The following is a 23566-nucleotide window of genomic DNA, read 5'->3' as shown; positions in this document are numbered from 1 at the left end:
GGTCGATCAAGTAGGTGAAGTGAGATAGGAGTGAATTTGAATCTGTTGATCCGCAAAAGCAAATTTCAGTTGGCGAATCAAGCTTAGTGCATGAGCACCATCGCCATGTACACATAGCGTTTGCGCATGCATTGTTATGGGCTCTTGTTCAATACTTTGAATACGATTTGTTTGAATTAAATCTAGACTTTGCTGTATGGCATCGGGAATAAATTCGATGACGGCACCTTCCATATTTCTCGGTACCAGTGAGCCATCCCTGCGATAACGCCGATCGGCAAACGCTTCCTCAATCACGTCAATTCCCGCAGTACGAGCTCGTGTGGCGAGTTTGCTCCCAGCTAGTACGAATAGTTTGTAAATGTTTCCTGAGCTGAGTATTAACTCGATTATGAGTTCTGCCAATTGGGGATCGGATGCAGCTTGATTATACAAAGCCCCATGCGGTTTGATATGCGTCAACGGTATCTCAACCTCAGCGGCTATCGTGGCTAAACTTTGTATTTGTTGTTGCAGACTGTGCAGCAACTGCTCCGACGCCATTTGCATAGGCTTACGACCAAAATGTTCGCGGTCGGGAAAACTTGGGTGCGCGCCAACTGCCACCCCGTAGCGCTTGGCTAGGTGCAGGGCCTGACGCATACTCCGTTCGTCACCGGTGTGCCCCCCGCAAGCAATATTGGCAGAACTTACCAAAGCCAAAATAGCTTCTTCATTGACGCTACCTTCCCCAAGGTCGGCGTTTAAATCAATATGAAGTTGTTGTGTGGTCGGTATGAGATTAGGCATACAGATTAAGATGCTGCCGTATGGTCTCTAGGTCTTTATGCGCTTGTTGTGCAGCGCGCCTAGCAGTTTCTAAGTCGGTTCGGATAAAACAAAAACTTTTGCCGATAGGTGTTTGCGCTAACTTCCACAAATCTGCTTGAATAACGCATGCAATTCGTGGATAGCCGCCGGTCGTTTGCGCATCTGCCAATAAGACAATTGGTTGGCCATTCGGCGGCACTTGAACCACGCCAGGCATTACTGCATGCGAAAACAAATCTTGTTTATTGCAGCGATCGAGGCGATTGCCTTGTAAACGATATCCCATGCGATTGCTTTGGTTGCTGACTTTCCATGCATGTTCCCAAAAGTCCTGTTGGGCTTTTTTGCTGAATTGCTCGAATTCGGGGCCGACTACCGCTCGGATTTCCGGCGTCCATTTTCTCTGTTGGACACCGATGCTTTTGGTGAACTCGAGACCATGGCCGATTTCTAATACGTCTTGCTTCCTTAAAGCGCGTCCTTGGAATCCGCCAAATTCAGCTTGTAGATCGGTCGCCTTCGCGCCTAGTACATTCTCGACGATGATACCGCCAGCGATCGCAAGGTAAGCACGGCATTCGCGCTGTGGCCCACGCAGCCGCAATACAGCTCCGGCTTGCGCATGGTAGCGCCAACCGGGTGCGATCGCTTTGCCGTCTAGGGTAGCAGTAAAGTCTGCCCCGCAAATAGCGAACCAGGTCGATTGGGTAAAACGAATATCGACAGGACCAATCACGACTTCAATGCCGGCCGCATTTTCTTCATTACCGACCAAATAGTTCGCGAGCCTCAGGGAAGGGGCATCGAGCGCGCCGGCTTGCGCAATGCCTAGATGTCGAGTTCCTTTACGTCCTAGGTCTTGTATCGTGGACTGGACACCTGCCTGCAAGATTTCCAGATAGGGCTTGGTGGCGTCATGACTCAGATTAGGCATCGATACCCTCGATTCTAAAGCGGACAATGTCACCTGGACCAAGCAAACTTGCGGGCTCATTGGCTGGATTGAAAAGGCAGAGTGGGGTCCATGCAATCAGTTGCCAACCGCCTGGACTTTGACTTGGATAAATACCGGTTTGACTCCCGCCGATACCGACCGAGCCTCCAGGGACCAAAATACGAGGGTCGGCGCGTCGTGGTGTGTTTAATCGTTGAGGGAGCCCGCCCATGTAAGCAAAGCCTGGTTGAAATCCAAGAAAATACACGGTGTATGGCGTTTGGCTATGTAAGCTTACGACTTCTTCGATACTCAGTTCACAATGTTCCGCCACTAACTGGAGGTCTGGACCGTGTTCGCCACCGTAGTAAGTAGGAATGTCTATTTCGCGTTGTTGGAAGCTTTCGGCCTCAGTGGTATTCCACAACCGTTCTAGGCGATCTAGCCAAAGTTCACTGCTGTCTAACGTAGGATCGAAAAATACAGTGAGATTGTTCATTCCAGGCACGATATCTTGGCAATCGAATTCTTGCTTCAATATCTGCGAAATGCGCCAAATCTTGCGTTGTAACTGCAGATCTGGCGTCACAACATTCGCTCCTGCTTTCGGACGCGCTTGGATGCTCGCTGCCGACTCTCCTAATACTTCAAAGTTGATATCGACTTGTGGCATAAACGCGTCCTCGTTGACTTTGTTACCAGCGGAAACCGAACTTCACGCTGACGGTATCGTTATTGCCGATACGGTCAACTTCGCCAGCGAGATTAAATAAACCAAAGTTGGCATTGATGCCAGCAAAGACTTTACTCGATGTAGGGGAAACTTTTTGTAGGCTGCCGATATTTGGTGTAACCGAGCCCCAAACACGACCAACGCCAATGTAAGGTGTCACCATCAAGAACCCCTTGGAGGCGACTAATTCAACGCTCTTGGCATTAAATCCCAATTGGTCGACACCAGACAGTTTGCTATAAGCAGCGCGTACACCAACGGCTGGAGTGGCGACGCCTCCCTCAAATATAGCGTAGCGCGCTTCTAGACCCATCAGTTTGATATTGGAATCTGGCACTGCAACCAAAGATGCACCAATATCGATGTTAAATGGTAAGCCTTTGGTGAGATGTAATTTAGGCATAGGCAATGAGGAGATGTTAGCGCCAGCTTTTTTCCATACTGCGCTGTTTTCTAATTGCGTTACGCTAATTTCGCCACCGAGGTCAAAACCTGTGATGCCCAGAGGTGTGGCAGGGGTAATCGCTTTATAGCTACCCGCCGCTGTAAAGTCTTTTGCCAGTTGGCTAAACTCACTTTGGCTTAAGGTTTTAAGCTGATTAAAATCGGTCGATGCATGGGCTGAACTCGTCATCGCAGCAATCGACACGATTGCAGCGGACATCACGCGTGGGGAAAATTTCATACGGTCCTCAAGGTAAAAACAATGCTGCGTGAAAGCAGCGAAACGCAAATTTTACCTTGTAACGTGTGGGATACAAGCAATTGTTTGTGCGGTAGGTCTTAATTGCTTGAACTTATATGCGTAACGATGGAGTTGGGGACAACCTAACCTGCCCCCAAGTCAGATCGCTTTAGTCGATTTCCAATAAAACTTTGACGCTAGAATCAACGGAGCTTTTTTCGATATAGCCAACAGCATCTGGGTTACCCGCGACTAGCTTTTTGACGTCAGCGCTGCTCGCGACCTCTTTGGGCGGTGCAGATTTCCCAGAGAACACCAACCGCGCCCAAATCGCTTTTACTTGTGCCGGAGTTTTATCGGCAACCTTACCGTAAAAATTCTTACGGACATCTGAACTTTCACCTTGGTCAACCAAGACTGGGGAGCCAGCGCCTGGGAGTTGTGTTGATTTTCCCAAAAAAAGTGCTGCGGTCTGCTCTTTATTCAGACCCGACGCGGGGCTTTTAGCGCTGACCACGACTGCAATTTGTGCAAAACCGATACTAGAGTAACTTAAGCCTGCTAGTAGGCTCATCAGAATGATAAGTTTTTTCATGATCGATACTCCTCATTTAAAACACACGGTCATAGCTGAGACGGAAAACGGTCGCATTACCACCAAAATTTTGGGTGATATCAGTATGGCGATCGACCTGTGCTTTGACTGCGCTGCTAGCATCGATATCGTATTTCAGCGTCAGAGACAAGCGCTTATAGGATTGTGGCGTATATTTATTCGTATCAGAGGTCGATTCTTTGTACTGTGCATAATTTAAGAATGGCGTCCAATCGCCGAGATGCACACCCGCGCCCAGAGTGAATGCAGGTGCTTTATACGAATAACCGGCATCATTAAATTTGCGTTCCAGTTGGGTCATTTCGGAAAGCACAAACCAGTTGTCTAGATCGAGATTCATGGCGAGCCCAAAAGCGGTTAGTTTTGCCGTATCGTCCACACCAAAATTAAATACTTTAGTGCGGGCATTGGCAGACATGTACACGCCACGTACTGTCAGTGGTCCTTGATTAATTTCGATATCGCCGCCGACGATACTCTTCCATGACACTTCAGCTTTAGTCGGGTAATAGAGTGTTAAATAAAGTGGGTCTTTTGCCGTTTCTGAGCCACCAAACAAGCTCGCACTGACATTCATGTCGCCGAAGCTATTGTTATATCGCAGGCTTGCACCGTTATAGTTGGTGACTTCCCAACCATATAACTCAGGCGGAGTACTGACCCAAGGGTATGAGAGCCCAATATCTTGGAAATCGGAGTAGTAATACAGCGGAATGCGTTTGCGTCCGACTTGAAGTTCAAAATTTTTATTGAATTTATAACCACCATAGGCCCATTGGATATTCGGCGTGGAGTCTGTACCACGCACTACGACTTGCCCAACTAAACTTAGGTCCGCTGTTGGTTTGTAATTGAGTTGAATCCCTGCGCGTGATTCTGGCTTGAGCGAGAAATTATCACGGTAGACGCCGGCATTGCCCCAGTCAGCCGTATAGCAAGGGCAGTTTTCACTCGCAATTGGCGCGCCATTGGTGTCGCCACTAATCACCTTGCCGCCAACCAATGAGACAAAACCAGTGACTTTGAAATCGGAAGAGGCTTCTTGGGCGTGGGCGATGGGAGCTATGCTGCAGAAAGTGAAGAAGCTGGCGAGAATACTTATTGACGTTTTAAAGCGACTGACAAGGCTAGAAGGTAGGGCACGAGAACGGACAAGCATCATGATGTTTCTCCTTTATGGGGGATACGCAAAGAGTGTGTCAGGCGATCTATGTTCTGCCTATTTTTGCTGCAAGGCAAGAAAATTGAAGGAGATGCGGCGAAATTACGACGATGTTTTGCGGTTCAAGAGAAGCCAGACGAGCGAAGCAGTGGCGAAGATAGCACCCGCTAAGAAAGTGAATTTAGCGCCGAGGTTTTCCCATAGTAAGCCAGCAATCAGACTGGCAACGAGTAGGCATACTCCGCTCACCAAGTTAAACATGCCGAAGGCAGTGCCACGTAAATCGGCGGGAGCGTGGGTGGCAACCATGCTCGATAGGAGGCCTTGCGTCATGCCCATGTGAACGCCCCATAGAATGACCCCTGCAATTAAGCCCTGCCACGAAATGCTGAAAGCAAATAGTAAGTCGGCAGCGATTAAGATTAGTAATCCCCAACTCAATAAAGTACGAGGGGCAAGACGATCAGATAATTGTCCAAATGGGTAGGCTGAGCTGGCGTAAATTAGATTCATGATGACCATCACCAACGGTATATAGGGCAAAGGTATTTGCAGCTGTTGGGCGCGCAATAGTAGAAATGCTTCACTGAAACGGGCTAAGGTAAATAATCCACCAAGAATCACCACCGACCAATAGCTGCCTTGCAGGCGTTTGAGATTTTCACCTTGTAATGGAAATCCTTTACTTGGGAGTGGAACCGTCTTCGGTTCTTGAATCCCAAATAAAAGTAAGAACATCGCAGCGAAGCCAGGAATGGCTGCTAGCCAAAATACCAATCTGAAGTCATTCGCCCACATAATCATAAGGCCACTCGCCAGTAGCGGGCCAGCCACTGCGCCTATGGTGTCGAGAGATTGGCGTAGACCGAAAGCTGCGCCGCGAATGTCGGGCGGCGTGATGTCTGCGATAAGGGCGTCACGTGGCGCGCCGCGTATGCCTTTTCCGATGCGATCACTCAAACGTGCAAACAGCAATAGATTTAGCCCCTGTGCGATTGCAAAGAAGGGCTTAGAAAAAGCACTTAGTCCATAACCAATGACGGCGAGTGCTTTACGTTTTCCGAGTTTGTCGCTGAGCGCTCCAGAAAACACTTTGACAATCAAGGTCGTGGATTCGGCAATACCATCAATCAAGCCAACGATCATCACGCTCATGCCCAAACTCGTCACCATAAATACCGGCAGTAAGCTATGGATCATTTCCGAGGAAATATCCATCAACATACTCACCAGACCAAGTGTCCAGATACTAGTGGGGATGCGAGTTCCTTTTGTCTTTTGCATAGCTTATTAAATAGGGGATTAAAGCTTGCCTGTTGTAAATTTCACCGAATCGCGAGAATAGGTGGTGTTTATCTGCACATTCCATTCACTTCGCACTAAGCTGTACGCTCTTGGTTTATTTGTTTTCTTGGAGAGTTTGAATGAAACGTTTGATTGCTAGCTGTGCGTTACTGACACCGATTGCTCTGCTCACGTCCCCCGTGTGGGCGCAAAGTGATTTAAAGGCATCCATTGATAAAGACTATAAAGCAAGCCTCGGTGCTTTGTTTGACTATTTTCATCGTAATCCTGAATTATCGTTTGTAGAAACCAACACTTCCGCTCGTTTAGCGAAAGAGTTGCGCGCTGCGGGCTTTGAGGTCACTGAAGGTGTTGGTAAAACTGGTGTGGTCGCGATTTTGAGAAATGGCCCAGGTCCTTTGGTCATGCTTCGCGCTGATATGGACGGTCTTCCAGTGCAAGAGAAGTCGGGTTTGCCGAATGCATCGACGGTAATGCAAAAGGACTTGGCGGGAAATCTGATGCCCGTAATGCATGCTTGCGGCCATGATGTGCACATCACTAGTATGGTCGGTACTGCTCGTCAAATGATAGCGCGTCGCAAAGAATGGTCTGGTACGCTGATGCTGATTGGCCAGCCAGCTGAAGAAGTGGTTGGTGGTGCAAAAGCTATGATGGACGACCAACTCTGGAAAAAATTTGGACAACCTGATTACGCTATTACCTTTCATGTGAATGCGGCAGTAGAGGCGGGTAAGATCGATGCAGTTGAAGGTTCACCTTGGTCGGGTGTAGACACAGTCGATATTTTGATTCACGGTCAAGGTGCGCATGGTGCTAGTCCTCATCGTGGTCGCGATCCTATCGTCATTGGTTCACAAATCGTCTTAGCCTTACAAACCATTATTAGTCGCGAACGTGCGCCACGTGATCCTGCTGTCATTACGGTCGGTAGTTTTCATGCAGGGACCAAGAGCAATATCATTGGCGACAATGCCAAGTTGAGTTTGACAGTCCGTAACGAAAGTTTTGAAACACGCGAAATGCTTTTAAAAGCGATTAAACGTGTCGCCATTAATACCGCACGGGCGGCTGGTGTGCCGGAGAATCAATTGCCGGAAATTACGATTGTCGGAGAGCCTGCACCACCAACTTTAAATAATATCCCTTTGACTAAGCGCTTGAAAAAAGTGTGGACAGAGAAACTTGGCGTTGGCATTTTCGATCCTAATTACCAACGTCTCGATATGGGAGCTGAAGATTTCCCGCAATTTACAACCAAGCCTTATATCCCCAGCGTGTATTTCTCAGTAGGTGGTACACCAAAAGACGCATTTGAAGCAGAGAAGGCAGGCGGTCCACCGGTGCCTAGTCACCATAGCCCTTTGTTTAAAATTAGCGCTGAGCCTGCGGTAAAGACGGGAGTGGAGACGACGGTGATTGCCTTGATTGATTTGTTGCAGAAGACCAAGTAGAGAATTGGGTCAAAGTTCGAACCAAGAATCTCGTTTGGATCGATGGTTCAAAAAGAAGGGCCTGCTTAATCATAGATTTTGCAGGCTCTTTCTTATTTTGAGCTTACCTGAGTTAGAGTGCCAGCAAATCAAAGCATTCGCCTTGTTGAGGCAAATGTACTTTGGTGTTTTGAAGAAGTCCAGCAAAGTGCTGCATGACTTCATCTTCGCCATGTACAAGAAATGTGTGAGGCGCCTGAATATGGTGATGCCATGCCAGTAACTCGTCGCGGTCAGCGTGTGCAGAGAATCCATTAATGGTATGAATTTGGGCGTTGACTGCAACTTCTTCTCCTAAGATTCGAACACTACGCTGACCATCAATAATTTGCCGCGCCAAGGTGCCTTTAGATGCAAAACCAACAAACACCACACTTGAGTTTCTATCCCATAAATGATGCTTGAGATGGTGTTGAACTCTCCCACCCGTGCACATACCCGAACCTGCGAGAATAACAGCACCACCTTTGATTTGGTTGATGGCCATACTGTCATTGAGATCGCGCACAATATGCAGATTGGCAAGGGTAAATGGATCACGTTGATGTGCAAATAGCTGAGCGCTTTGTTCATCATAGCACTCAGGATGATGACGATAAATCTCGGTCGCTGAGATTGCCATGGGTGAATCCAAAAAGACATGCATGCCCGCCGGCAAAGCGCCCGATTCCACGCCTTCACGCAAATACCACAAGAGTTCTTGTGCACGCTCTAAGGCAAAGCTGGGAATGATGACATTGCCATTGCGCGCAAAACACGTGTTGATTGAGGTGTAAAGCTCTTCGATCGAACTTGCAAGAGAACGATGTAAGCGATCGCCATAGGTCGTTTCCATCACCACGAAATCAGCAGGTGGGGGCGGTTCTGCATCACGCAAGATGACACGACCATCACTACCTAAGTCACCTGAAAAGACGATGCGCCGACGGTGATCACCTTCTTCCAACTCGAGGGCGACACTGGCAGAGCCGAGTATATGACCAGCATCGTAGAAGCAGGCGTTAATACCCTCAGCGAGCGGGATACCTTGTTGATACTCAGCGACGCGACCAAAAAAATCAAAGCAGCGCGTGGCGTCGTATAGTGTGTACAGTGCCGGCGCTGGCGCTTCATGCTCGTGCCTTTGGCGACGACTCCGTTTTTCTCGGCTACGCGCTTCAGATTCTTGTAAATGTGCGGAATCGAGTAGCACTAGGCGCGCTAAATCTTTGCTGGCACTGGTCGTAATGATTTCGCCTTTGAAACCGCGTTTGACGAGTAGGGGAAGACGCCCACAATGATCGAGATGGGCATGGGTCAGTAAGACGAAATCGATTTCCCAAGGATGAAAACCGAAGTCTTCTGCGTTCTCTTCTGATAGTGCGCGACCGCCTTGAAATAGGCCGCAGTCAATTAGAATTTTTTTGCCCGCGCATTGAATCAGGTGGCAAGATCCAGTGACATTGCGGTCAGCGCCGTGGAAGGATAAATGCATATCAAAGCTCGCAGTCTGATGAAAGTCGCTAGCAGAGTTTACGCTCAATTGAGGGGTGTCATTATTTATTCCGCCCCCTCAATTCCAGCGATTTATTTTCCGGAGGCTTGTGCTTGTTTGCGTAAGGTTTGCAAACTTGCCCCTGGTGTAATTAGATTGCCGTCGTAGCGCAATTCGATCAGTGCTGGCAGTTGGTGTTCGCGGGTATAGGCAATGGCGCGTGCCAAAGCGGGTCCGAATTCCTCGGTGTTTTCAACCGCTTCTCCACTGCCACCATAAGCGCGTGCTAAGGCTGCAAAGTCAGGATTGTGTAGTTCGGTGCCAGAGACGCGGGCAGGGAATTCTTTTTCCTGATGCATGCGTATCGTTCCATACATGCCGTTGTTAAAAACAATGATGATGACCCCTGCGCGATACTGAACGGCGGTCGCTAACTCTTGTCCATTCATCATATATTCACCATCACCCGCAAAAGCGATGACAGTGCGCTCTGGCGCTGTAATTTTCGCCGCGACCGCGGAAGGGACGCTATAGCCCATGGCACCCGAAGTTGGTGCTAACTGAGTGCGCCATCCACCGTAAGGGAAGTAGCGGTGTGCCCAAGTGGCATAATTGCCAGCGCCATTGGTGATGATGGTGTCCGCAGGACATTGCTGTTTGATGTCTTGCACTACCTGCCACAGGTTCAACGGTGCTTGTTCTTGCGTAAAGATCGCGGGCTCTTGCTGCCAAGCTTGAAGTTCGGCGCGAGCCTCAATCACTTGATGACTCCATGCGCTGCTGTCGAGCGTTTCCATTTCGAATAATTCGCGCGCAAATTCTTGCATGCCGCTATTTATCATCATTTGTGCCTGATAAACGCGGCCTAACTCCAAGGCGTCACTGTGCACATGAATCAGAGTTTGCTTAGGTACTGGTGCTTCAAAAATTGTATAGCCACTAGTGGTCATTTCACCAAGACGCGGACCAATTGCTAAGACGACATCAGCTTCTTTGATCCGCTGCGCCAATTTAGGATTGATGCCGATACCAACATCACCAATGTAGTTGGCGTGTTTGTTATCTATCAGATCTTGAAAACGGAAAGCGCAGCCTAAAGGCAAATGGTTGCGCTCTGCAAATCCGATCAGCTGTTGGCACGCTTCGGGGCTCCAGCCACCGCCGCCGAGTAAGACGAAAGGACGCTTTGCTTGACTCAATAATTCGCGTACCTGTTGCATCTGCTGTTTTGACGCGCACGCTTGAACGGCGCGATAGTGTCCGGTGTCAGCGACACTCGCCACCGCTGATAAGCAATCTTCTGGCAGGGCTAAGACGACCGGGCCAGGACGCCCGCTGGTTGCCACTTGGAAAGCATGAGCGATGTATTCGGGAATGCGATCGGCCCTATCAATTTGGGCGACCCATTTCGCCATCGGGCCATACATGCGGCGATAATCAATTTCCTGAAAAGCTTCGCGTTCAACGAAGTCATTGCCGACTTGGCCAATAAATAGAATCATGGCTGTTGAGTCTTGGTGTGCTGTATGTACACCGATCGAAGCGTTAGTTGCACCGGGCCCGCGTGTAACAAAACAAATTCCCGGTTTTCCGGTGAGCTTACCGTATGCTTCGGCCATAAATGCAGAACCGCCTTCTTGGCGATTAATGATGAAGCGAATCGGACTATCGTGTAAGGCATCTAACACCGGCAAATAACTCTCACCAGGAACGCCGAAAATAGTATCAACACCATGCACTTGCAGCGCATCGACAATCAATTGTCCACCAGAACGGGATGTGAGCATGATCATGTAAAGGAATTAAGAAAAGCGTTAAGCTACCAGATTACAAGATATTCGTGCACATTCTGGTTCGCTTTACCACAACGATGTTTGCGATTAATCAGGAGCTTGACTTCGTCACTTACTTCAGTTGAACTTCTGTGGAAATGTCGGAGAGGAAAATGCTGCATTGCGGGATCAAAGTGCTGCTCGACTTTGAGGATGGTACGTGCTTGTGTTGAATTATGAATAGGACTTGATATGCAAAGAAAAGTGGTTGTCATTACCGGAAGTTCTGATGGAATCGGCGCGGAATTAGCGCGACAGTTGGCACGTGTGCATGGTTCAAATTTAGGCCTGTGCTTAGCGGCGCGCAATCAAGAGATGTTGGAGCAAGTAGCAAAGCAATGTCGTGAATTAGGTAGCGATTGTTTGGTGGTGCCGACCGATGTCAGTGATCAAGAACAATGCCGTCAGTTGATTAACACAACGGTGGCCTATTTTTCTCGTATTGATGCGCTCATCAATAATGCCGGTAAATCTGCTCAGGCCTTGTTGAGTGATGTGAAGGATTTGTCTTGGTACGAAGATTTAATGCGGGTGAATTTTTGGGGAAGCGTTTGGTGTACGCATGCGGCTTTGCCTTATCTGCTTCAAAGCAAGGGTTGCATCGTTGCAGTGTCGTCTTTGGCTGGATTGATTGGCGTTCCTGGTCGGAATGCATATAGCGCCACAAAATTTGCAATGAATGGTTTCTTTGAAGCGTTGCGTGCAGAAGTAAAAGAAGCGGGGGTCAGTGTGACGATTGCATACCCGGGCGTCGTCGCCACTGAAATTCGATACCGAGGTTATAACGCTGATGGCATCGCGGCTGGCAGTAGCGGCTTGAAAGAAGATGAGGCGATGAGCGTAGAAGAATGTGCTGGCTTGATTATCTTAGGGATGGAGAAACGGCAACGTGATGTCGTGATGAGTGTGAAGGGCAAACTTGGGCGTTGGCTGAAATTGTTATTGCCAGGTCTCGTGGAAAAAATGGCATTGGCAGCCTTGAAACAAGAAGTGAGACCGCATTGAATTGGCACGGTTGTTAGCAAAGAGAGCAAAGTTGATGACGATGCATTGCTTGGTAAGACGCATAGGCAGATTGATAAGTGATTATCATTTTTACTCGATATCTTTATTTCTGTTCGTATTTGAGCAACCGATATACACAAATATTCTGATTTTTCGTGTCGATTAGTCTTGCACCCTCTAAAAATAATCACTATTGTGGTGTGCACAAAATAAAACGGTCGTTCGTTATTGAGAGCAAAACCGTCGGCATCAAACGAAGAAATGTGGCGAAAAAAGAGATCCATATTTTTTCATTCCAAAACCAGAGGAGAACATATGAAGTTGGCAGCAAAATTATTTCGTGGATTGATAGCACTTGGCTTGAGTTTCGGTTTAGCGCAAGCAGCGATGGCGGATACTGTAGTGGCAGGCGTCAAACTTGACGACACTGTACAAATTGGCAACCAGACACTCAAATTGAACGGTGCGGGTGTGCGCTACAAGGTGGTATTCAAAGTGTATGTCGCGGCGCTATATTTGCCAGAGTTGCGTTCAACCACACCGGAAGTCTTGGCTTTGCAAGGCGCAAAACGTGTGACTTTGGTGATGATGCGCGATCTAAGTAACGATGATTTAGGTCAACGCTTCCTCGATGGATTGCGCAATAACCTCGATGCGAATGAGCGCACCCGTTTGATCGGCGCTATGGTCACCTTCGGCAAAATCTTTTCTATCGTCCCAAAACTGAAAAAGGGCGATATTTTGACATTTGATTGGGTTCCAGGAACAGGCGTGGTTTGTCAGCTTAACGGTGAGAAAATTGGCGATCATATCGCTGATCCTAATTTCTACAATGCTGTCTTGAAGATTTGGCTCGGTAATCAACCTGCAGATGAAACTTTAAAGCACAAGATGTTGAATTCAAAAGAATAAAACTTTTGACTAGGAACTTGATTAAAAAGCCGTCAGCGAACACTGGCGGCTTTTTTATTTTCGAAGTGGTGCCGCGCTAACTGGTACAATAGCGCCCGAAGCAGGCCAGACAATCGCTGGTTGTCATGTTCGCATGATGACGGGAGGAAGGTCCGGACTCCATAGAGCAGGGTGACGGCTAACGGCCGTACGTTGAAAGCTGAGGTGCAAACCGAGGTATAAGACGAGGAATAGGGCCACAGAGACGAGTCTTTGGGGAGTAGTGAAGCGCAAGCGGATACTAAACCACAAAGGGTGAAACGCGGTAACCTCCACCCGGAGCAATTTCAAATAGGCACGCGTTGAGGTGGCTCGCGGAGCGTGCGGGTAGAAAGCTTGAGTGACGGAGCAATCCGTCGCCTAGAGGAATGATTGTCATAGCGTACGCGAGTATGCCGTAACAGAATCCGGCCTATCGGCCTGCTTCAATTTTTATCCCCCCAATGTATTAATGGCAGCCGTAAGTGGTCATTGATAATTCCAAAAAATCTTCTCATAAACATCACAGATTTGCTTTTCTTGGTTTAAAGCAAATACCGGTGATACACTCTGACTCTGACTAGATCGCGTATACCGATGAACGAGAAAGGGTTTGCATGGCGAGTAAGCAAAAGCAAGATGCTTGGGAAGTGCCGTTATGGGTATTGGCTTCCTGCGTATTTGTAATTCTGCTGGTGATTGTCGCCCAGACTTGGTGGTCGATCGAACAGGATCGTAGCCTTACACTTTCCGCTGCAAACAAAAATAGCTTACTGAATACGCGCATGTTTGAGGAGCATGCAAATCGTGTGCTCAACGACGCTTCTCGTGAAATTGTTGCCACAGCAGAGGTGCTCCAAGGTCAAGCAGATAGCGTCTTACGAGATGAGGCTGCGGTGCGCCAAGTCTTGGGCGCACAACGTCGTGGCTCACCGTTTATTCATGCGCTTTCTTTAGTTGATGGCCGCGGTATTCTTTGGGCCTCTTCAGCACGTTTTCCAGTCGAGCAAATTGATCTGTCGACGCAAGAGTATGTGAAATTCTTGAATAAAGGTCCGAATGCATTGCAACGCAATGTCGTGTTGGGTGCTGTCTTCAAGTCCAAAAAAAATACCCAAGAGTATCTACCAATTGCACGCAACTATTTTGATGGCAATGGTAAAAATATTGGGCAGGTTCAAGCGGAGATTAATCTCGCATATTTCCAAGATTTTTATGAGCGCGTAGCCAAAGATGCCGGCGCTAAAGTCTCGCTTTACGATAAAAACGGCCAGATTATTGTGCAAGCCATGTCGGAAAAAGGGCCATATAAAAAGGAAGATGTTGATGCTACCGTGGCGAGGGAAATTCGTGATGTTGTCAATGAAGCGGGACGCGTCGAAGCGACGGTAAATAGCCAAGATCAGGCAGTCGTTTATACACTATTGAAAATGAACGATTTTCCTCTGGTGGTAGTCTTTGGACGCGACCTTGACACCATCCTTCTTGAATGGAAAAAACGTGTTGAGCAAAAATTGATCTTTGCAAGTCTATCGATTATTTTCACTTTAGTATTAGCGTATTTGTTGTACAAAAAAATCACGAGCTTACGACTTTCGCGGGAGCGTTTGAGTGATAGCGAAAGACGCTATCGACTTTTATTTCAAGATGCGCAAGATGGCATTCTTTTGATCGATAAATCTTACCGTTTCGTTGATGGTAATCAGAACGCACTCGAGATGCTGGCAGTCGACTTGAAGTCAGATCTGTATAGTCTAGATATCGGCGAGTTTTCTGCCGATTGGCGTTACACTCAGCCAACAGTCGCCGCTAAGAAAGCTGAAGCGATTAAAAGATTCGTCGACCTTGCGTTTAAGGGGCACGTACAAAAATTCGAATGGATCGCCCATCGTCGAGGTAAGGATTGGTTTAGTGAAGTTACCTTGAGTCGCGTCAAAATTTCGACAGAAACCATTGTTTTCTGCGTGATGCGTGACATCTCACAGAGGAAACACGCCGAACGTTTGCTACAAGGTCAAAATCAGTTGTTGCAATTGATTGGTAGCAGTGAAAGTCTAGAATCGATCTTGATCGATACCTGTCATTTTGTTGAACGCAATAATCCGCATTGGCATTGCGGTGTTCAATTGTTATCGATCGATCAAAGAACGTTTTCCCAAACTATTGGTCATCACTTCCCAGAAATTTTGCGACGTCAGCTTACCGAAGCACCCGTTTGCAAAGGTAACGGCGTCTGGAGTGAGGCAGTGCTCGGTGTGGTGCCAGTCTGGGTGACAGATATTCCGAAAGCACAAGAGATGGAATTTATTGTGCAGCGTAAGCTATTGGCAAATTATGCTGCGGTCGGTTCGTGGCCGATCATGGGAAAGACAGGGCTCATACTAGGCACATTCACTTTATTCACAGAATCAACAGCAGCCTTGTCGAACGAAGATTTAAGTTTGATTAGTATTGCGACTGATGTTTCGAGTATCGCGATCGAAGGTAAGCGTGCTGAAGAAAAAGCGATACGCTTAGCTCACTATGACGAGATTACTAAGCTACCAAATCGATTTTTGTTTAATCAGTATTTGTCAAAAGCGCTGACTTATGCAGAGGATAGTCAATCTAGTTTGGCGGTTCTGCTACTCGACTTAGACCGTTTTAAAGCGATTAACGATAGTTTTGATCATGAAGAAGGCGATAAGGTTTTGCGCAATATCGCCGAGCGCTTAAAGGCGGAATTATCAGATTCAGATACCATTGCACGAGTTGGTGGCGATGAGTTTATGCTATTGCTTGACCGTTACAAAACACCTCGTGAATTGACCGATATTGCCGAACGTTTGCTGAAATCTGCAGCGATGCCGTTTGAAATTAATGGCCAGGAATTACAAATAAGCGCCAGTATCGGTATCGCGGTTTACCCTGAGGATGGATCTGATTCTCAGATCTTGATGAAGAACTCAGAAATCGCGATGTATCGAGCCAAACATAACGGTAAGAACAACTATCAGTTCTATGATGCCAATATGAACGTTCATACAATTGAGCGTTTGGCATTTGAAGCGCAGTTGCGCCGCGCACTCGAGAATAATGAGTTTGTCGTGCACTACCAACCTAAAGTCAGTGTGCAAACTGGGAAGGTGGTTGGAGCGGAAGCGCTGGTGCGTTGGCAGCATCCAGAAAATGGTTTGATCTATCCGACTGAATTTATTGCACTGGCCGAGGAGGCAGGTTTGGTCGGCAAACTTGGTATGCAAGTACTGGATAAAGTCTGTAGCACTATTGCCAATTTGCACGCCGCTAAGAAAGTCTTTGGTCGTATTGCCATTAACCTTTCGGGTGCCCAATTTAACGATGAATTTCTATTGCATGAACTGCAAAAAGTGATCGATTACTGGGAAATTTCTCCAACTGATATCGAGTTTGAGATTACGGAGAGCATGGTGATGAATAATCACGAGCAAGCCATTGCTCACATGGACGGCTTGAAGTCAGCCGGATATACGCTTTCAATTGATGACTTCGGTACTGGATATTCTTCGCTAGCGTATCTCAAACGCTTCCCTGTTAACAGCCTGAAAATTGATAAGTCTTTCATCAAGGATATGCCTGCGGACGCCAATGACACAGCGATTGTTTTGGCGATTATCGCGATGGCGAAAACCTTGGGTCTCAAGGTCGTAGCTGAAGGGGTAGAGAATAAGGTGCAATTAGAGACGCTATTCAAGAGCCAATGTGACGAGTATCAAGGCTTCTATTACTCAAAAGCGGTCCCCGAGGCTGCATTTATTGAGCTACTCGAGCTTCAGTAAAGCATCGCTTTTTTTGAGGTGATGCATCTAATCTTTTCGTGCTGACTCTCGGAAGGTACGCGCCTACATACCATTTAGTAGCGTAAATCGACCGTTTTCGTCTTTGAACAGAGTTTTCGTATTGTCGCTTTTTTAGGCAGACAAAAACTATCTTTCCTACGTGCTATAAACACATGTGTATAGCTCATATCCCACTTTCACTATCATCGCTAAGTCTCTAATTTATTGAGATATTCTTCAATTTCGTCCTTTAATAGTCGACGCTAAGTCATTGACTTTATTCAAGAATTTCCTGTTTTAACGTATTAATTCGCTTGACCGAGCTTAAAGCTTCCTCTAAAGTGGGAAAAAGTGTGAAAAAGTGTTTTTTTGTGGTGAAAATTCACTTTTCAAGTTTCTTCAATCAGAGTGATAGGTCAAACAGTGTTCCAAGGCGCGTCAGCACTTAATCTCGATGCAAAAGGGCGGATGTCAATTCCGGCTCGGCATCGTGACGCCCTCACATTGCAATGCGAAGGACGAGTTACACTGACGCGTCACCCGCATGGCTGTTTGCTGTTATTTCCTCGTCCAACTTGGGAAGCGCATCGCGAGCAAATCGCCGCATGGCCGATGGCAGCACGTGCTTGGCAGCGCATTTTCCTTGGTAATGCTTCAGACGTCGAAATGGACGGTACAGGCCGTATCTTGGTAGCGCCTGAATTGCGTAGTGCGGTTGGTTTGCAGCGCGACGTGATGTTACTGGGTATGGGCTCTCACTTTGAAATCTGGGATGCTGCGAAGCTTGCTGAAAATGAAGCGCAAGCGATTGCCGGTGGTATGCCCGATGCACTCAGTAATTTCTCCTTTTGATAGCAAGTCATGACTGTCAAACCTACAGGAGAATTGATTCACCTCACGGTGTTATTGGACGAGGCTATTGAGGCCCTCGATATTCACGATGTGCGCGCAAATGGTACGTACATTGACGGCACATTCGGACGCGGCGGTCATAGTCGCAAATTACTCCAGCAGTTAGGCCCGAATGGCCGTTTGATTGCATTCGATAAAGATCCTTATGCGATCGCCAATGCAGAACAGATTCATGATCCGCGTTTTCAAATTATGCACGATAGCTTTGCCAATATGTCCGCTTGCTTGGAGCAGGCAGGTGTTGCGCAGGTCGACGGCATCTTGATGGATCTTGGTATTTCTTCGCCTCAAGTCGATGACGCTGAGCGCGGTTTTAGTTTTAGGCACGATGGCCCATTAGACATGCGTATGGATACGACGCGCGGTATTTCCGCTGCTGAGTGGTTGGCGCAGGAAGATGAGCAAAAAATCAGGGAGGTCATAGAAAATTATGGGGAAGAACGGTTTGCTTTTCAGATTGCAAAGGCGATTGTTGCTCGCCGGGCGGTCGAGCCCATTTCAAGTACAAGGCAACTTGCAGAGCTCGTTGCAAACGCCGTCAAAACTCGCGAGAAGGGCAAAGACCCGGCAACTCGCACCTTTCAGGCTATACGGATTTTCGTCAATCAAGAGCTTGCGGACCTCGAGACCGGTTTAGCTGCGGCATACGAACATTTGGCGCCGAATGGTCGGATGGCAGTCATTAGTTTTCACTCCCTTGAAGATCGTATCGTAAAGCAGTTTTTTGCAGCCAAGGTGAATGTCGAGCAGCCAGATCGTCGTTTGCCAATTCGAACTGTCGATTTGCCGAAGCCAAAGATGCGCCTCCTTACGCGCATTAAGCCAAGTGAGCAAGAAGTTCAAGTAAATCCACGCGCTCGTTCAGCAATTATGCGCGTGGCTCAGAAAATTGAAGGAGCGAACTAATGGGTACGCGCCTCAATCTTTTGCTCGGTATTATTTTGGTTGCATGCGCCTTGTCTCTGATTAACGCGCAATATCAAGCGCGTAGTTTGTTCATTGAATTGGAGAGAACGCAAACACAAAGCAAGCAGTATGAATTGCAGTGGACGCAGTTGAAGTTAGATCAGTCGACTTTCGGTAAACACTCTCGTATTGAAGCGGTGGCAGAAAAAGAGTTGAATATGACACCGTTGACATCAGATCGCACGCAGTATCTGACGGCGGAGGTAGTGAAGTGAGCCGTCAGAATCATAATCAACGTACAGCCGCCGGACGCGGCGTTTCATTTTCTTCGAGCCCAGTCCTAGAAGTTCGCCTTCCTGTGTGGCGTTCACGTTTGGTTTTGTTTTTCCTATTTGGTGCATTTTTCGCGTTGATGGGACGTGCTTTGTTCTTGCAAGGAATGAACACAGAATTTTTGCAGAAACAGGGAGCGACACGTTACGCTAGAACGATTGAGTTACCTGCGACACGCGGCAAAATTACCGATCGCAATGGACAAGTTTTAGCCTCGTCTATTCCTGTTAAAGCAGTGTCGGCGTTTCCAGAGGATGTGGTCGATGCGCCGAAAGAGAAGTTGGTCGAATTGGCTCGACTTCTCGATATGAGTGAAGTCGAATTACGTAAAAAACTAGACTCCGATCGTCAGTTTGTGTATTTGAAGCGTCAGGTCGAGCAGGATATAGCAGATAAAGTGTTGGCTCTCAATATTCCCGGAGTAGAGACGCGCAAAGAGTACAAACGGTTCTACCCAGAAGGTGAAGTCATGGCTCATGTGGTGGGCTTTACCAATGTCGAAGACAAGGGGCAAGAGGGGATTGAGTTGGCATCCGAGCCGAATCTTGCCGGTAAAACTGGAAGTCGGCGTGTCATTAAAGATAGGCTAGGTCGGATTGTTGAAGATATTGAGTCAGTTCGTGTGCCACACGATGGTAAAGATCTCAAGTTATCGGTCGACAGTAAAATTCAATACATCGCCTATACCCATCTCAAAGAAGCGATAGAAAAACATAAGGCGAAGGCGGGCGGTGCGATCGTGCTTGATGTTCACACTGGCGAAGTACTCGCACTGGTGAACTTGCCGACCTACAACCCCAATGACCGTGCGAATTTAACGGGAGCCCAATTACGTAATCGCGTCATGACCGATACGTTTGAGCCTGGTTCGACGATGAAACCATTTACCGTGGCATTGGCATTAGATACTAAGCGCGTCACTCCCGATACCGTTTTTCAGACAGCGCCAGGGGCGATGACGATCGGTTCAGCGACTATCCATGATGCTCACAAACAAGGTTCATTAACGGTCGCGCAGGTAATTCAGAAGTCATCAAACATCGGCACTGCCAAGATAGCCTTGCAGATGCCGCCGCAAGAGATGTGGGAAATGTTCACTTCGCTGGGGCTTGGTCAACAACCGAAATTTGGTTTTCCAGGAGCGGTTGCAGGACGCATGAAGAGTTATAAAACTTGGCGTCCGATCGAACAGGCAACGATGAGCTATGGTCATGGACTCTCAGTTTCATTAATTCAGATCGCGCGCGCCTATATGGTGTTTGCACGCAATGGCGACACTATCCCATTGACATTCCAGCAGTCGAATGAAATTCAATTGGGAACCCGCATTATCTCGGAAAAGACTGCTTTGCAAGTGCGTGAAATGTTAGAGACAGTAACTTTGCCTGGCGGGACAGCACCGCAGGCGCGTATTCCGGGATATCGCGTTGGCGGTAAAACCGGTACCGCACATAAGGTCGAGGAAGGCCGTTACGTCAATAAATATCTGGTCGACTTCGTCGGCTTCGCGCCCGTTTCTAATCCGCGGGTTATCGTCGCCGTCATGATCGACGAACCAACGGTAGGCGGCCATTTCGCTGGGCCAGTCGCGGGCCCTGTATTCGCGGCCATTATGCAAAACGTCTTACGTTCCTTGAACGTTGTACCAGATTCATCTGTCATGAATATTATTCCTGACGAAGGTGTCCCGGAGAGTCTGTAATGAAAACTTTGACCGACATCGATCAATTATTAAACTGGCTGCGTGAACATGCACCGCAGGCTAAGCTGACGACTGACTCGCGTAGTGTATCGGTCGGCGATGTATTTTTTGCGTTAACGGTTCCTGGTGGTCGCGGTGATGGTCGTGATTTCATCAGTAATGCCATTGAACGAGGTGCCGCTGCAGTGGTATTCGCTGCCGAGGGCGCAAGTGTGACCGCACTAAGTGTTCCAGCGATAGGTTTTGAAGGCCTACATCAACAACTCGGTGAAATTGCGAATGCTTGGTTTAATAATATTCAAGCAGAAATGTTTACTGTCGCGATTACTGGAACCAATGGCAAAACTTCCTGTTCGCAGTGGATTGCACGTGCTTTGTCAATGACTGGCACATCTTGCACAGTCGTCGGTACTCTCGGTGTTGGGACTTATCGTGAAGGTACATTAAGTGCTTTGCATGAAACAGGTTTCACCACCCCTGATGCCTTGCAATTGCAGGAACGTTTGGCGGATTCCTATGCACGTGGTGCTCGGGCTTTAGCTATCGAAGCTTCATCTATCGGTTTGCATCAAGGTCGTTTGAATGGCTTGCATTTTGATGTTGCAGTGTTCACGAATTTAACGCGAGATCATCTCGACTACCACGGAACGATGGAAGCCTATGCCGCTGCGAAGGCTCAGCTCTTTGCGTGGCCGGGTTTGCAAACGGCAATCATCAATATTGACGATGAATTTGGACTTGAGTTAGTGCAACAAATTCAAAATCAAGGAAACGCGACCAAGATTTTGGCTTGCACCCTTGATCCACAGTTGAGTTCGAATGCAGACATTTTGCGCGCAAGTCAATTGCGTTCAACACATGCGGGAACCAGCTTCTTTGCTGAATCGCCCTACGGTCAAGGTGTCGTTAAGACTCAACTAATTGGACGCTTTAATGTATCCAATACCTTAGCGACCTTGGCGGTGTTATTGGCGCGCGGTGTTGAATGGGATAAAGCGGTCTCTGTGATCGAAAAGCTGAGTTCGGTTCAAGGTCGTATGCAGCAACTAGGCACACCAGGCCAAGCAATGGTAGTGGTCGATTATGCGCACACACCAGACGCCTTGCAAAAGACTTTGGAAACGCTGCAAGAAGTTGCACAAGAACGACATGGAGAATTGTGGTGCGTGTTTGGATGTGGTGGGGATCGTGATCCAGGCAAGCGCCCACAAATGGGCAAAATCTCTCAGTTAGCACAGCATGTCGTCGTGACCAGCGACAACCCTCGGACTGAGGACGCTGCGAAAATCATTCTCGACATTATCGGTGGAATGGACGGTACACCTACCACAATCGAAGATCGTGCGAGCGCGATTTTGTATGCGGTGAAACATGCTGGTGTAAATGATGTGATTTTGATCGCTGGTAAAGGTCACGAGACCTATCAAGATATCAATGGTAAGAAGTGGCCATTCTCAGATGAAGAACATGCGCGTTTGGCATTGGCGACTGTCGCAACGAATAACACGATGAGGAGAAGTTCGTGATTCACGCGACTCTACAACAATTGCAACACGCGATCCCCGGCTCTGAGCTGCGCGGGAATGCGACATTTACCGGATTAAGTACCGATAGTCGCCAGATTGCCGCAGGTAATTGTTTTGTTGCCTTGCGTGGTGAACATTTCGATGCGCATCAGTTCCTGAGCCAAGTTCAAGAGGCTGGTGTCGCAGCGATGGTGGTGGAACATGTACCTGAAGGGGTGACTTGTCCCGTTTTGATCGTTTCAGATACGAAGCAAGCATTGTTAGCCATTGGTCGTTTTTGGCGCCAGCAATTTGCGATTCCTGTAATTGGCGTCACTGGTAGTAATGGCAAGACTACGGTCAAAGAAATGATCGCTAGTATTTTAGCGGCAGCCGTCGGCGCCGAGCACATGCTCGCGACTAAAGGTAACTTGAATAATGAAATTGGTGTTCCGCTGACCGTGTTGCGCTTCACAAACGAAGTAAAAGCAGCCGTAGTCGAATTAGGAATGAATCATCCCGGTGAGATCGCTGCGATTAGTGCCAGCGCATTGCCTAATGTAGCGCTCGTAAATAATGCTCAACGTGAACACCAAGAATTTATGCAAACGGTGGAAGCGGTCGCAATCGAAAATGGTCAAGTGATCCGTGCTTTGCCTGCGGATGGTATCGCAGTGTTTCCAGCGCAAGATACTTACACCGCTATTTGGCAAAATTTCGTGGCTGAATTGCCGGGTCGTAAGGCGATGACGTTTGGACTGAGCTCGGCTGCTGATGTCTACGCAGATGTTGAGGTGCTGGCTTTCGGTAGTCAGTTGCAAATCCATGCGCAAGGCCAATCGGTGAAAGTGACTTTGGCTGCTGCTGGCCAACACAATGTGCTCAATGCCTTAGCTGCTAGTGCATGCTGTTTGGCAGCAGGTATTTCTTTGTCAGTGATTGCGCAAGGATTGGAAAATTTTTCACCTGTGGCGGGTCGTCTGCAACCGAAGCAAGCTTTGGCTGGTGCACGAGTTATCGATGATACCTATAACGCTAATCCTGATTCTGTGCGTGCCGCGATTGATGTCTTGGCTGCGCAAAAAGAGCAGACTAGCTTGGTGTTAGGCGATATGGGCGAAGTCGGTGCGGATGGTGCTGCTTTTCATCGTGAGATTGGCGAGTACGCGAAGCAAAGAGGCGTGCGAAGTCTGTATACCTTAGGCCAATTGGCTGAGGCATCGACTACAGCATTTGGTGAAGGTGCGCAGCATTTCTCCGAATTAGAAAGTTTACTGGCAGCGCTACAAGAAAGACAGTCTGCAGGGAATACGATTTTGGTGAAGGGCTCACGCTTTATGAAAATGGAGCGCGTGGTTGGGCATTTAACTGGTGCGGTTATCGCAGCAAAACATTAATAAAGAACACAAACATTAGAAAAGGACTTAAGCAC

At 47.9% G+C, this 23566-nt stretch carries 19 protein-coding genes and 1 other RNA gene; 11 read left to right on the top strand and 9 right to left on the bottom strand.

Annotated features, from left to right (window positions below; translation table 11 throughout):
* Positions 1 to 6: 6 nt before the first annotated feature.
* The 7 genes from pxpA to H8K36_RS08675 form a co-directional block, all read right to left on the bottom strand.
* Positions 7 to 789, bottom strand: a complete 783-nt coding sequence (gene pxpA / locus H8K36_RS08705; protein ID WP_186916040.1) for a 5-oxoprolinase subunit PxpA — start codon at positions 787 to 789, stop codon at positions 7 to 9.
* Positions 782 to 1744 (bottom strand): 5-oxoprolinase subunit C family protein, encoded by a 963-nt coding sequence (locus H8K36_RS08700; RefSeq protein ID WP_186916041.1) that lies wholly within the window; start codon positions 1742 to 1744, stop codon positions 782 to 784. Before H8K36_RS08700 ends, pxpA begins: the two co-directional genes overlap by 8 nt.
* Complete coding sequence (pxpB, locus tag H8K36_RS08695; protein WP_186916042.1) at positions 1737 to 2417, bottom strand: 5-oxoprolinase subunit PxpB; 681 nt, start codon at positions 2415 to 2417, stop codon at positions 1737 to 1739. The genes H8K36_RS08700 and pxpB overlap by 8 nt, the downstream gene beginning before the upstream one ends.
* A gap of 22 nt (positions 2418 to 2439) precedes the next feature.
* Complete coding sequence (locus H8K36_RS08690) at positions 2440 to 3162, bottom strand: hypothetical protein (RefSeq protein ID WP_230404426.1); 723 nt, start codon at positions 3160 to 3162, stop codon at positions 2440 to 2442.
* 169 nt (positions 3163 to 3331) lie between these two features.
* Positions 3332 to 3757, bottom strand: coding sequence for a type 2 periplasmic-binding domain-containing protein (locus tag H8K36_RS08685; protein ID WP_186916043.1), 426 nt, complete (start codon positions 3755 to 3757; stop codon positions 3332 to 3334).
* Positions 3758 to 3773: 16 nt separating this feature from the next.
* Positions 3774 to 4940, bottom strand: a complete 1167-nt coding sequence (locus tag H8K36_RS08680; protein ID WP_186916044.1) for a hypothetical protein — start codon at positions 4938 to 4940, stop codon at positions 3774 to 3776.
* Between the two features lie 102 nt (positions 4941 to 5042).
* Complete coding sequence (locus tag H8K36_RS08675) at positions 5043 to 6224, bottom strand: MFS transporter (RefSeq protein ID WP_186916045.1); 1182 nt, start codon at positions 6222 to 6224, stop codon at positions 5043 to 5045.
* 140 nt (positions 6225 to 6364) lie between these two features.
* Between H8K36_RS08675 and H8K36_RS08670 the strand changes: the two genes are divergently transcribed.
* On the top strand, positions 6365 to 7699 hold the full coding sequence (locus H8K36_RS08670) for an amidohydrolase (RefSeq protein ID WP_186916046.1): 1335 nt from the start codon (positions 6365 to 6367) through the stop codon (positions 7697 to 7699).
* Positions 7700 to 7811: 112 nt separating this feature from the next.
* On the opposite strand, the gene H8K36_RS08665 is transcribed toward H8K36_RS08670, so the two are convergent.
* Positions 7812 to 9212 (bottom strand): MBL fold metallo-hydrolase RNA specificity domain-containing protein, encoded by a 1401-nt coding sequence (locus tag H8K36_RS08665; protein ID WP_186916047.1) that lies wholly within the window; start codon positions 9210 to 9212, stop codon positions 7812 to 7814.
* Between the two features lie 92 nt (positions 9213 to 9304).
* Positions 9305 to 10999: a thiamine pyrophosphate-binding protein gene (locus H8K36_RS08660; RefSeq protein WP_370587136.1), complete on the bottom strand. Its 1695-nt coding sequence runs from the start codon at positions 10997 to 10999 to the stop codon at positions 9305 to 9307.
* A 237-nt stretch (positions 11000 to 11236) separates the two neighbouring features.
* Here H8K36_RS08660 and H8K36_RS08655 point away from each other — a divergent pair, with 237 nt between their 5' ends.
* The 10 genes from H8K36_RS08655 to H8K36_RS08610 all read left to right on the top strand — a co-directional run bounded on the left by H8K36_RS08655 (position 11237) and on the right by H8K36_RS08610 (position 23531).
* Positions 11237 to 12049, top strand: coding sequence for an SDR family oxidoreductase (locus H8K36_RS08655; RefSeq protein WP_186916049.1), 813 nt, complete (start codon positions 11237 to 11239; stop codon positions 12047 to 12049).
* Positions 12050 to 12364: 315 nt separating this feature from the next.
* A complete protein-coding gene (locus H8K36_RS08650; RefSeq protein WP_186916050.1) occupies positions 12365 to 12961 on the top strand; it encodes a chalcone isomerase family protein in 597 nt (198 codons plus the stop codon).
* Positions 12962 to 13058: 97 nt separating this feature from the next.
* Positions 13059 to 13431, top strand: an RNA gene (gene rnpB / locus H8K36_RS08645) — RNase P RNA component class A.
* 165 nt (positions 13432 to 13596) lie between these two features.
* Entirely contained in the window at positions 13597 to 16776 is a 3180-nt protein-coding gene (locus H8K36_RS08640) for a bifunctional diguanylate cyclase/phosphodiesterase (protein WP_186916051.1), read from the top strand.
* A 423-nt stretch (positions 16777 to 17199) separates the two neighbouring features.
* Positions 17200 to 17628, top strand: a complete 429-nt coding sequence (gene mraZ, locus H8K36_RS08635) for a division/cell wall cluster transcriptional repressor MraZ (RefSeq protein WP_186916310.1) — start codon at positions 17200 to 17202, stop codon at positions 17626 to 17628.
* Between the two features lie 9 nt (positions 17629 to 17637).
* Positions 17638 to 18594 (top strand): 16S rRNA (cytosine(1402)-N(4))-methyltransferase RsmH, encoded by a 957-nt coding sequence (gene rsmH, locus H8K36_RS08630; RefSeq protein ID WP_186916052.1) that lies wholly within the window; start codon positions 17638 to 17640, stop codon positions 18592 to 18594.
* The gene (gene ftsL, locus H8K36_RS08625; RefSeq protein WP_186916053.1) at positions 18594 to 18869 is read left to right on the top strand and encodes a cell division protein FtsL; all 276 of its coding nucleotides are present in this window, start codon (positions 18594 to 18596) and stop codon (positions 18867 to 18869) included. The genes rsmH and ftsL overlap by 1 nt, the downstream gene beginning before the upstream one ends.
* Positions 18866 to 20629 carry a peptidoglycan D,D-transpeptidase FtsI family protein gene (locus H8K36_RS08620; RefSeq protein ID WP_186916054.1) on the top strand — a complete coding sequence of 588 codons (1764 nt, stop codon included), beginning with the start codon at positions 18866 to 18868 and terminating at the stop codon, positions 20627 to 20629. The genes ftsL and H8K36_RS08620 overlap by 4 nt, the downstream gene beginning before the upstream one ends.
* Positions 20629 to 22155, top strand: a complete 1527-nt coding sequence (locus H8K36_RS08615; RefSeq protein ID WP_186916055.1) for a UDP-N-acetylmuramoyl-L-alanyl-D-glutamate--2,6-diaminopimelate ligase — start codon at positions 20629 to 20631, stop codon at positions 22153 to 22155. Before H8K36_RS08620 ends, H8K36_RS08615 begins: the two co-directional genes overlap by 1 nt.
* Positions 22152 to 23531, top strand: a complete 1380-nt coding sequence (locus tag H8K36_RS08610; RefSeq protein ID WP_370587137.1) for a UDP-N-acetylmuramoyl-tripeptide--D-alanyl-D-alanine ligase — start codon at positions 22152 to 22154, stop codon at positions 23529 to 23531. Before H8K36_RS08615 ends, H8K36_RS08610 begins: the two co-directional genes overlap by 4 nt.
* Positions 23532 to 23566: the final 35 nt, after the last annotated feature.

The organism is Affinundibacterium nitidum, assembly GCF_014284155.1.
Classification (GTDB): Bacteria; Pseudomonadota; Gammaproteobacteria; order Burkholderiales; family Burkholderiaceae_D; genus Undibacterium; species Undibacterium nitidum.
The sequence above is the reverse complement of the archived record's forward strand: the minus strand, read 5'-3'. Positions and strand labels throughout refer to the sequence as shown.

What these genes read in the sequence shown, in the direction of transcription:
- pxpA (WP_186916040.1), bottom strand. Translation starts at nt 789, where the DNA reads ATGCCTAATCTCATACCGACCACACAACAACTTCATATTGATTTAAAC.
- H8K36_RS08700 (WP_186916041.1), bottom strand. Translation starts at nt 1,744, where the DNA reads ATGCCTAATCTGAGTCATGACGCCACCAAGCCCTATCTGGAAATCTTG.
- pxpB (WP_186916042.1), bottom strand. Translation starts at nt 2,417, where the DNA reads ATGCCACAAGTCGATATCAACTTTGAAGTATTAGGAGAGTCGGCAGCG.
- H8K36_RS08690 (WP_230404426.1), bottom strand. Translation starts at nt 3,162, where the DNA reads ATGAAATTTTCCCCACGCGTGATGTCCGCTGCAATCGTGTCGATTGCT.
- H8K36_RS08685 (WP_186916043.1), bottom strand. Translation starts at nt 3,757, where the DNA reads ATGAAAAAACTTATCATTCTGATGAGCCTACTAGCAGGCTTAAGTTAC.
- H8K36_RS08680 (WP_186916044.1), bottom strand. Translation starts at nt 4,940, where the DNA reads ATGATGCTTGTCCGTTCTCGTGCCCTACCTTCTAGCCTTGTCAGTCGC.
- H8K36_RS08675 (WP_186916045.1), bottom strand. Translation starts at nt 6,224, where the DNA reads ATGCAAAAGACAAAAGGAACTCGCATCCCCACTAGTATCTGGACACTT.
- H8K36_RS08670 (WP_186916046.1), top strand. Translation starts at nt 6,365, where the DNA reads ATGAAACGTTTGATTGCTAGCTGTGCGTTACTGACACCGATTGCTCTG.
- H8K36_RS08665 (WP_186916047.1), bottom strand. Translation starts at nt 9,212, where the DNA reads ATGCATTTATCCTTCCACGGCGCTGACCGCAATGTCACTGGATCTTGC.
- H8K36_RS08660 (WP_370587136.1), bottom strand. Translation starts at nt 10,999, where the DNA reads ATGCTCACATCCCGTTCTGGTGGACAATTGATTGTCGATGCGCTGCAA.
- H8K36_RS08655 (WP_186916049.1), top strand. Translation starts at nt 11,237, where the DNA reads ATGCAAAGAAAAGTGGTTGTCATTACCGGAAGTTCTGATGGAATCGGC.
- H8K36_RS08650 (WP_186916050.1), top strand. Translation starts at nt 12,365, where the DNA reads ATGAAGTTGGCAGCAAAATTATTTCGTGGATTGATAGCACTTGGCTTG.
- H8K36_RS08640 (WP_186916051.1), top strand. Translation starts at nt 13,597, where the DNA reads ATGGCGAGTAAGCAAAAGCAAGATGCTTGGGAAGTGCCGTTATGGGTA.
- rsmH (WP_186916052.1), top strand. Translation starts at nt 17,638, where the DNA reads ATGACTGTCAAACCTACAGGAGAATTGATTCACCTCACGGTGTTATTG.
- ftsL (WP_186916053.1), top strand. Translation starts at nt 18,594, where the DNA reads ATGGGTACGCGCCTCAATCTTTTGCTCGGTATTATTTTGGTTGCATGC.
- H8K36_RS08615 (WP_186916055.1), top strand. Translation starts at nt 20,629, where the DNA reads ATGAAAACTTTGACCGACATCGATCAATTATTAAACTGGCTGCGTGAA.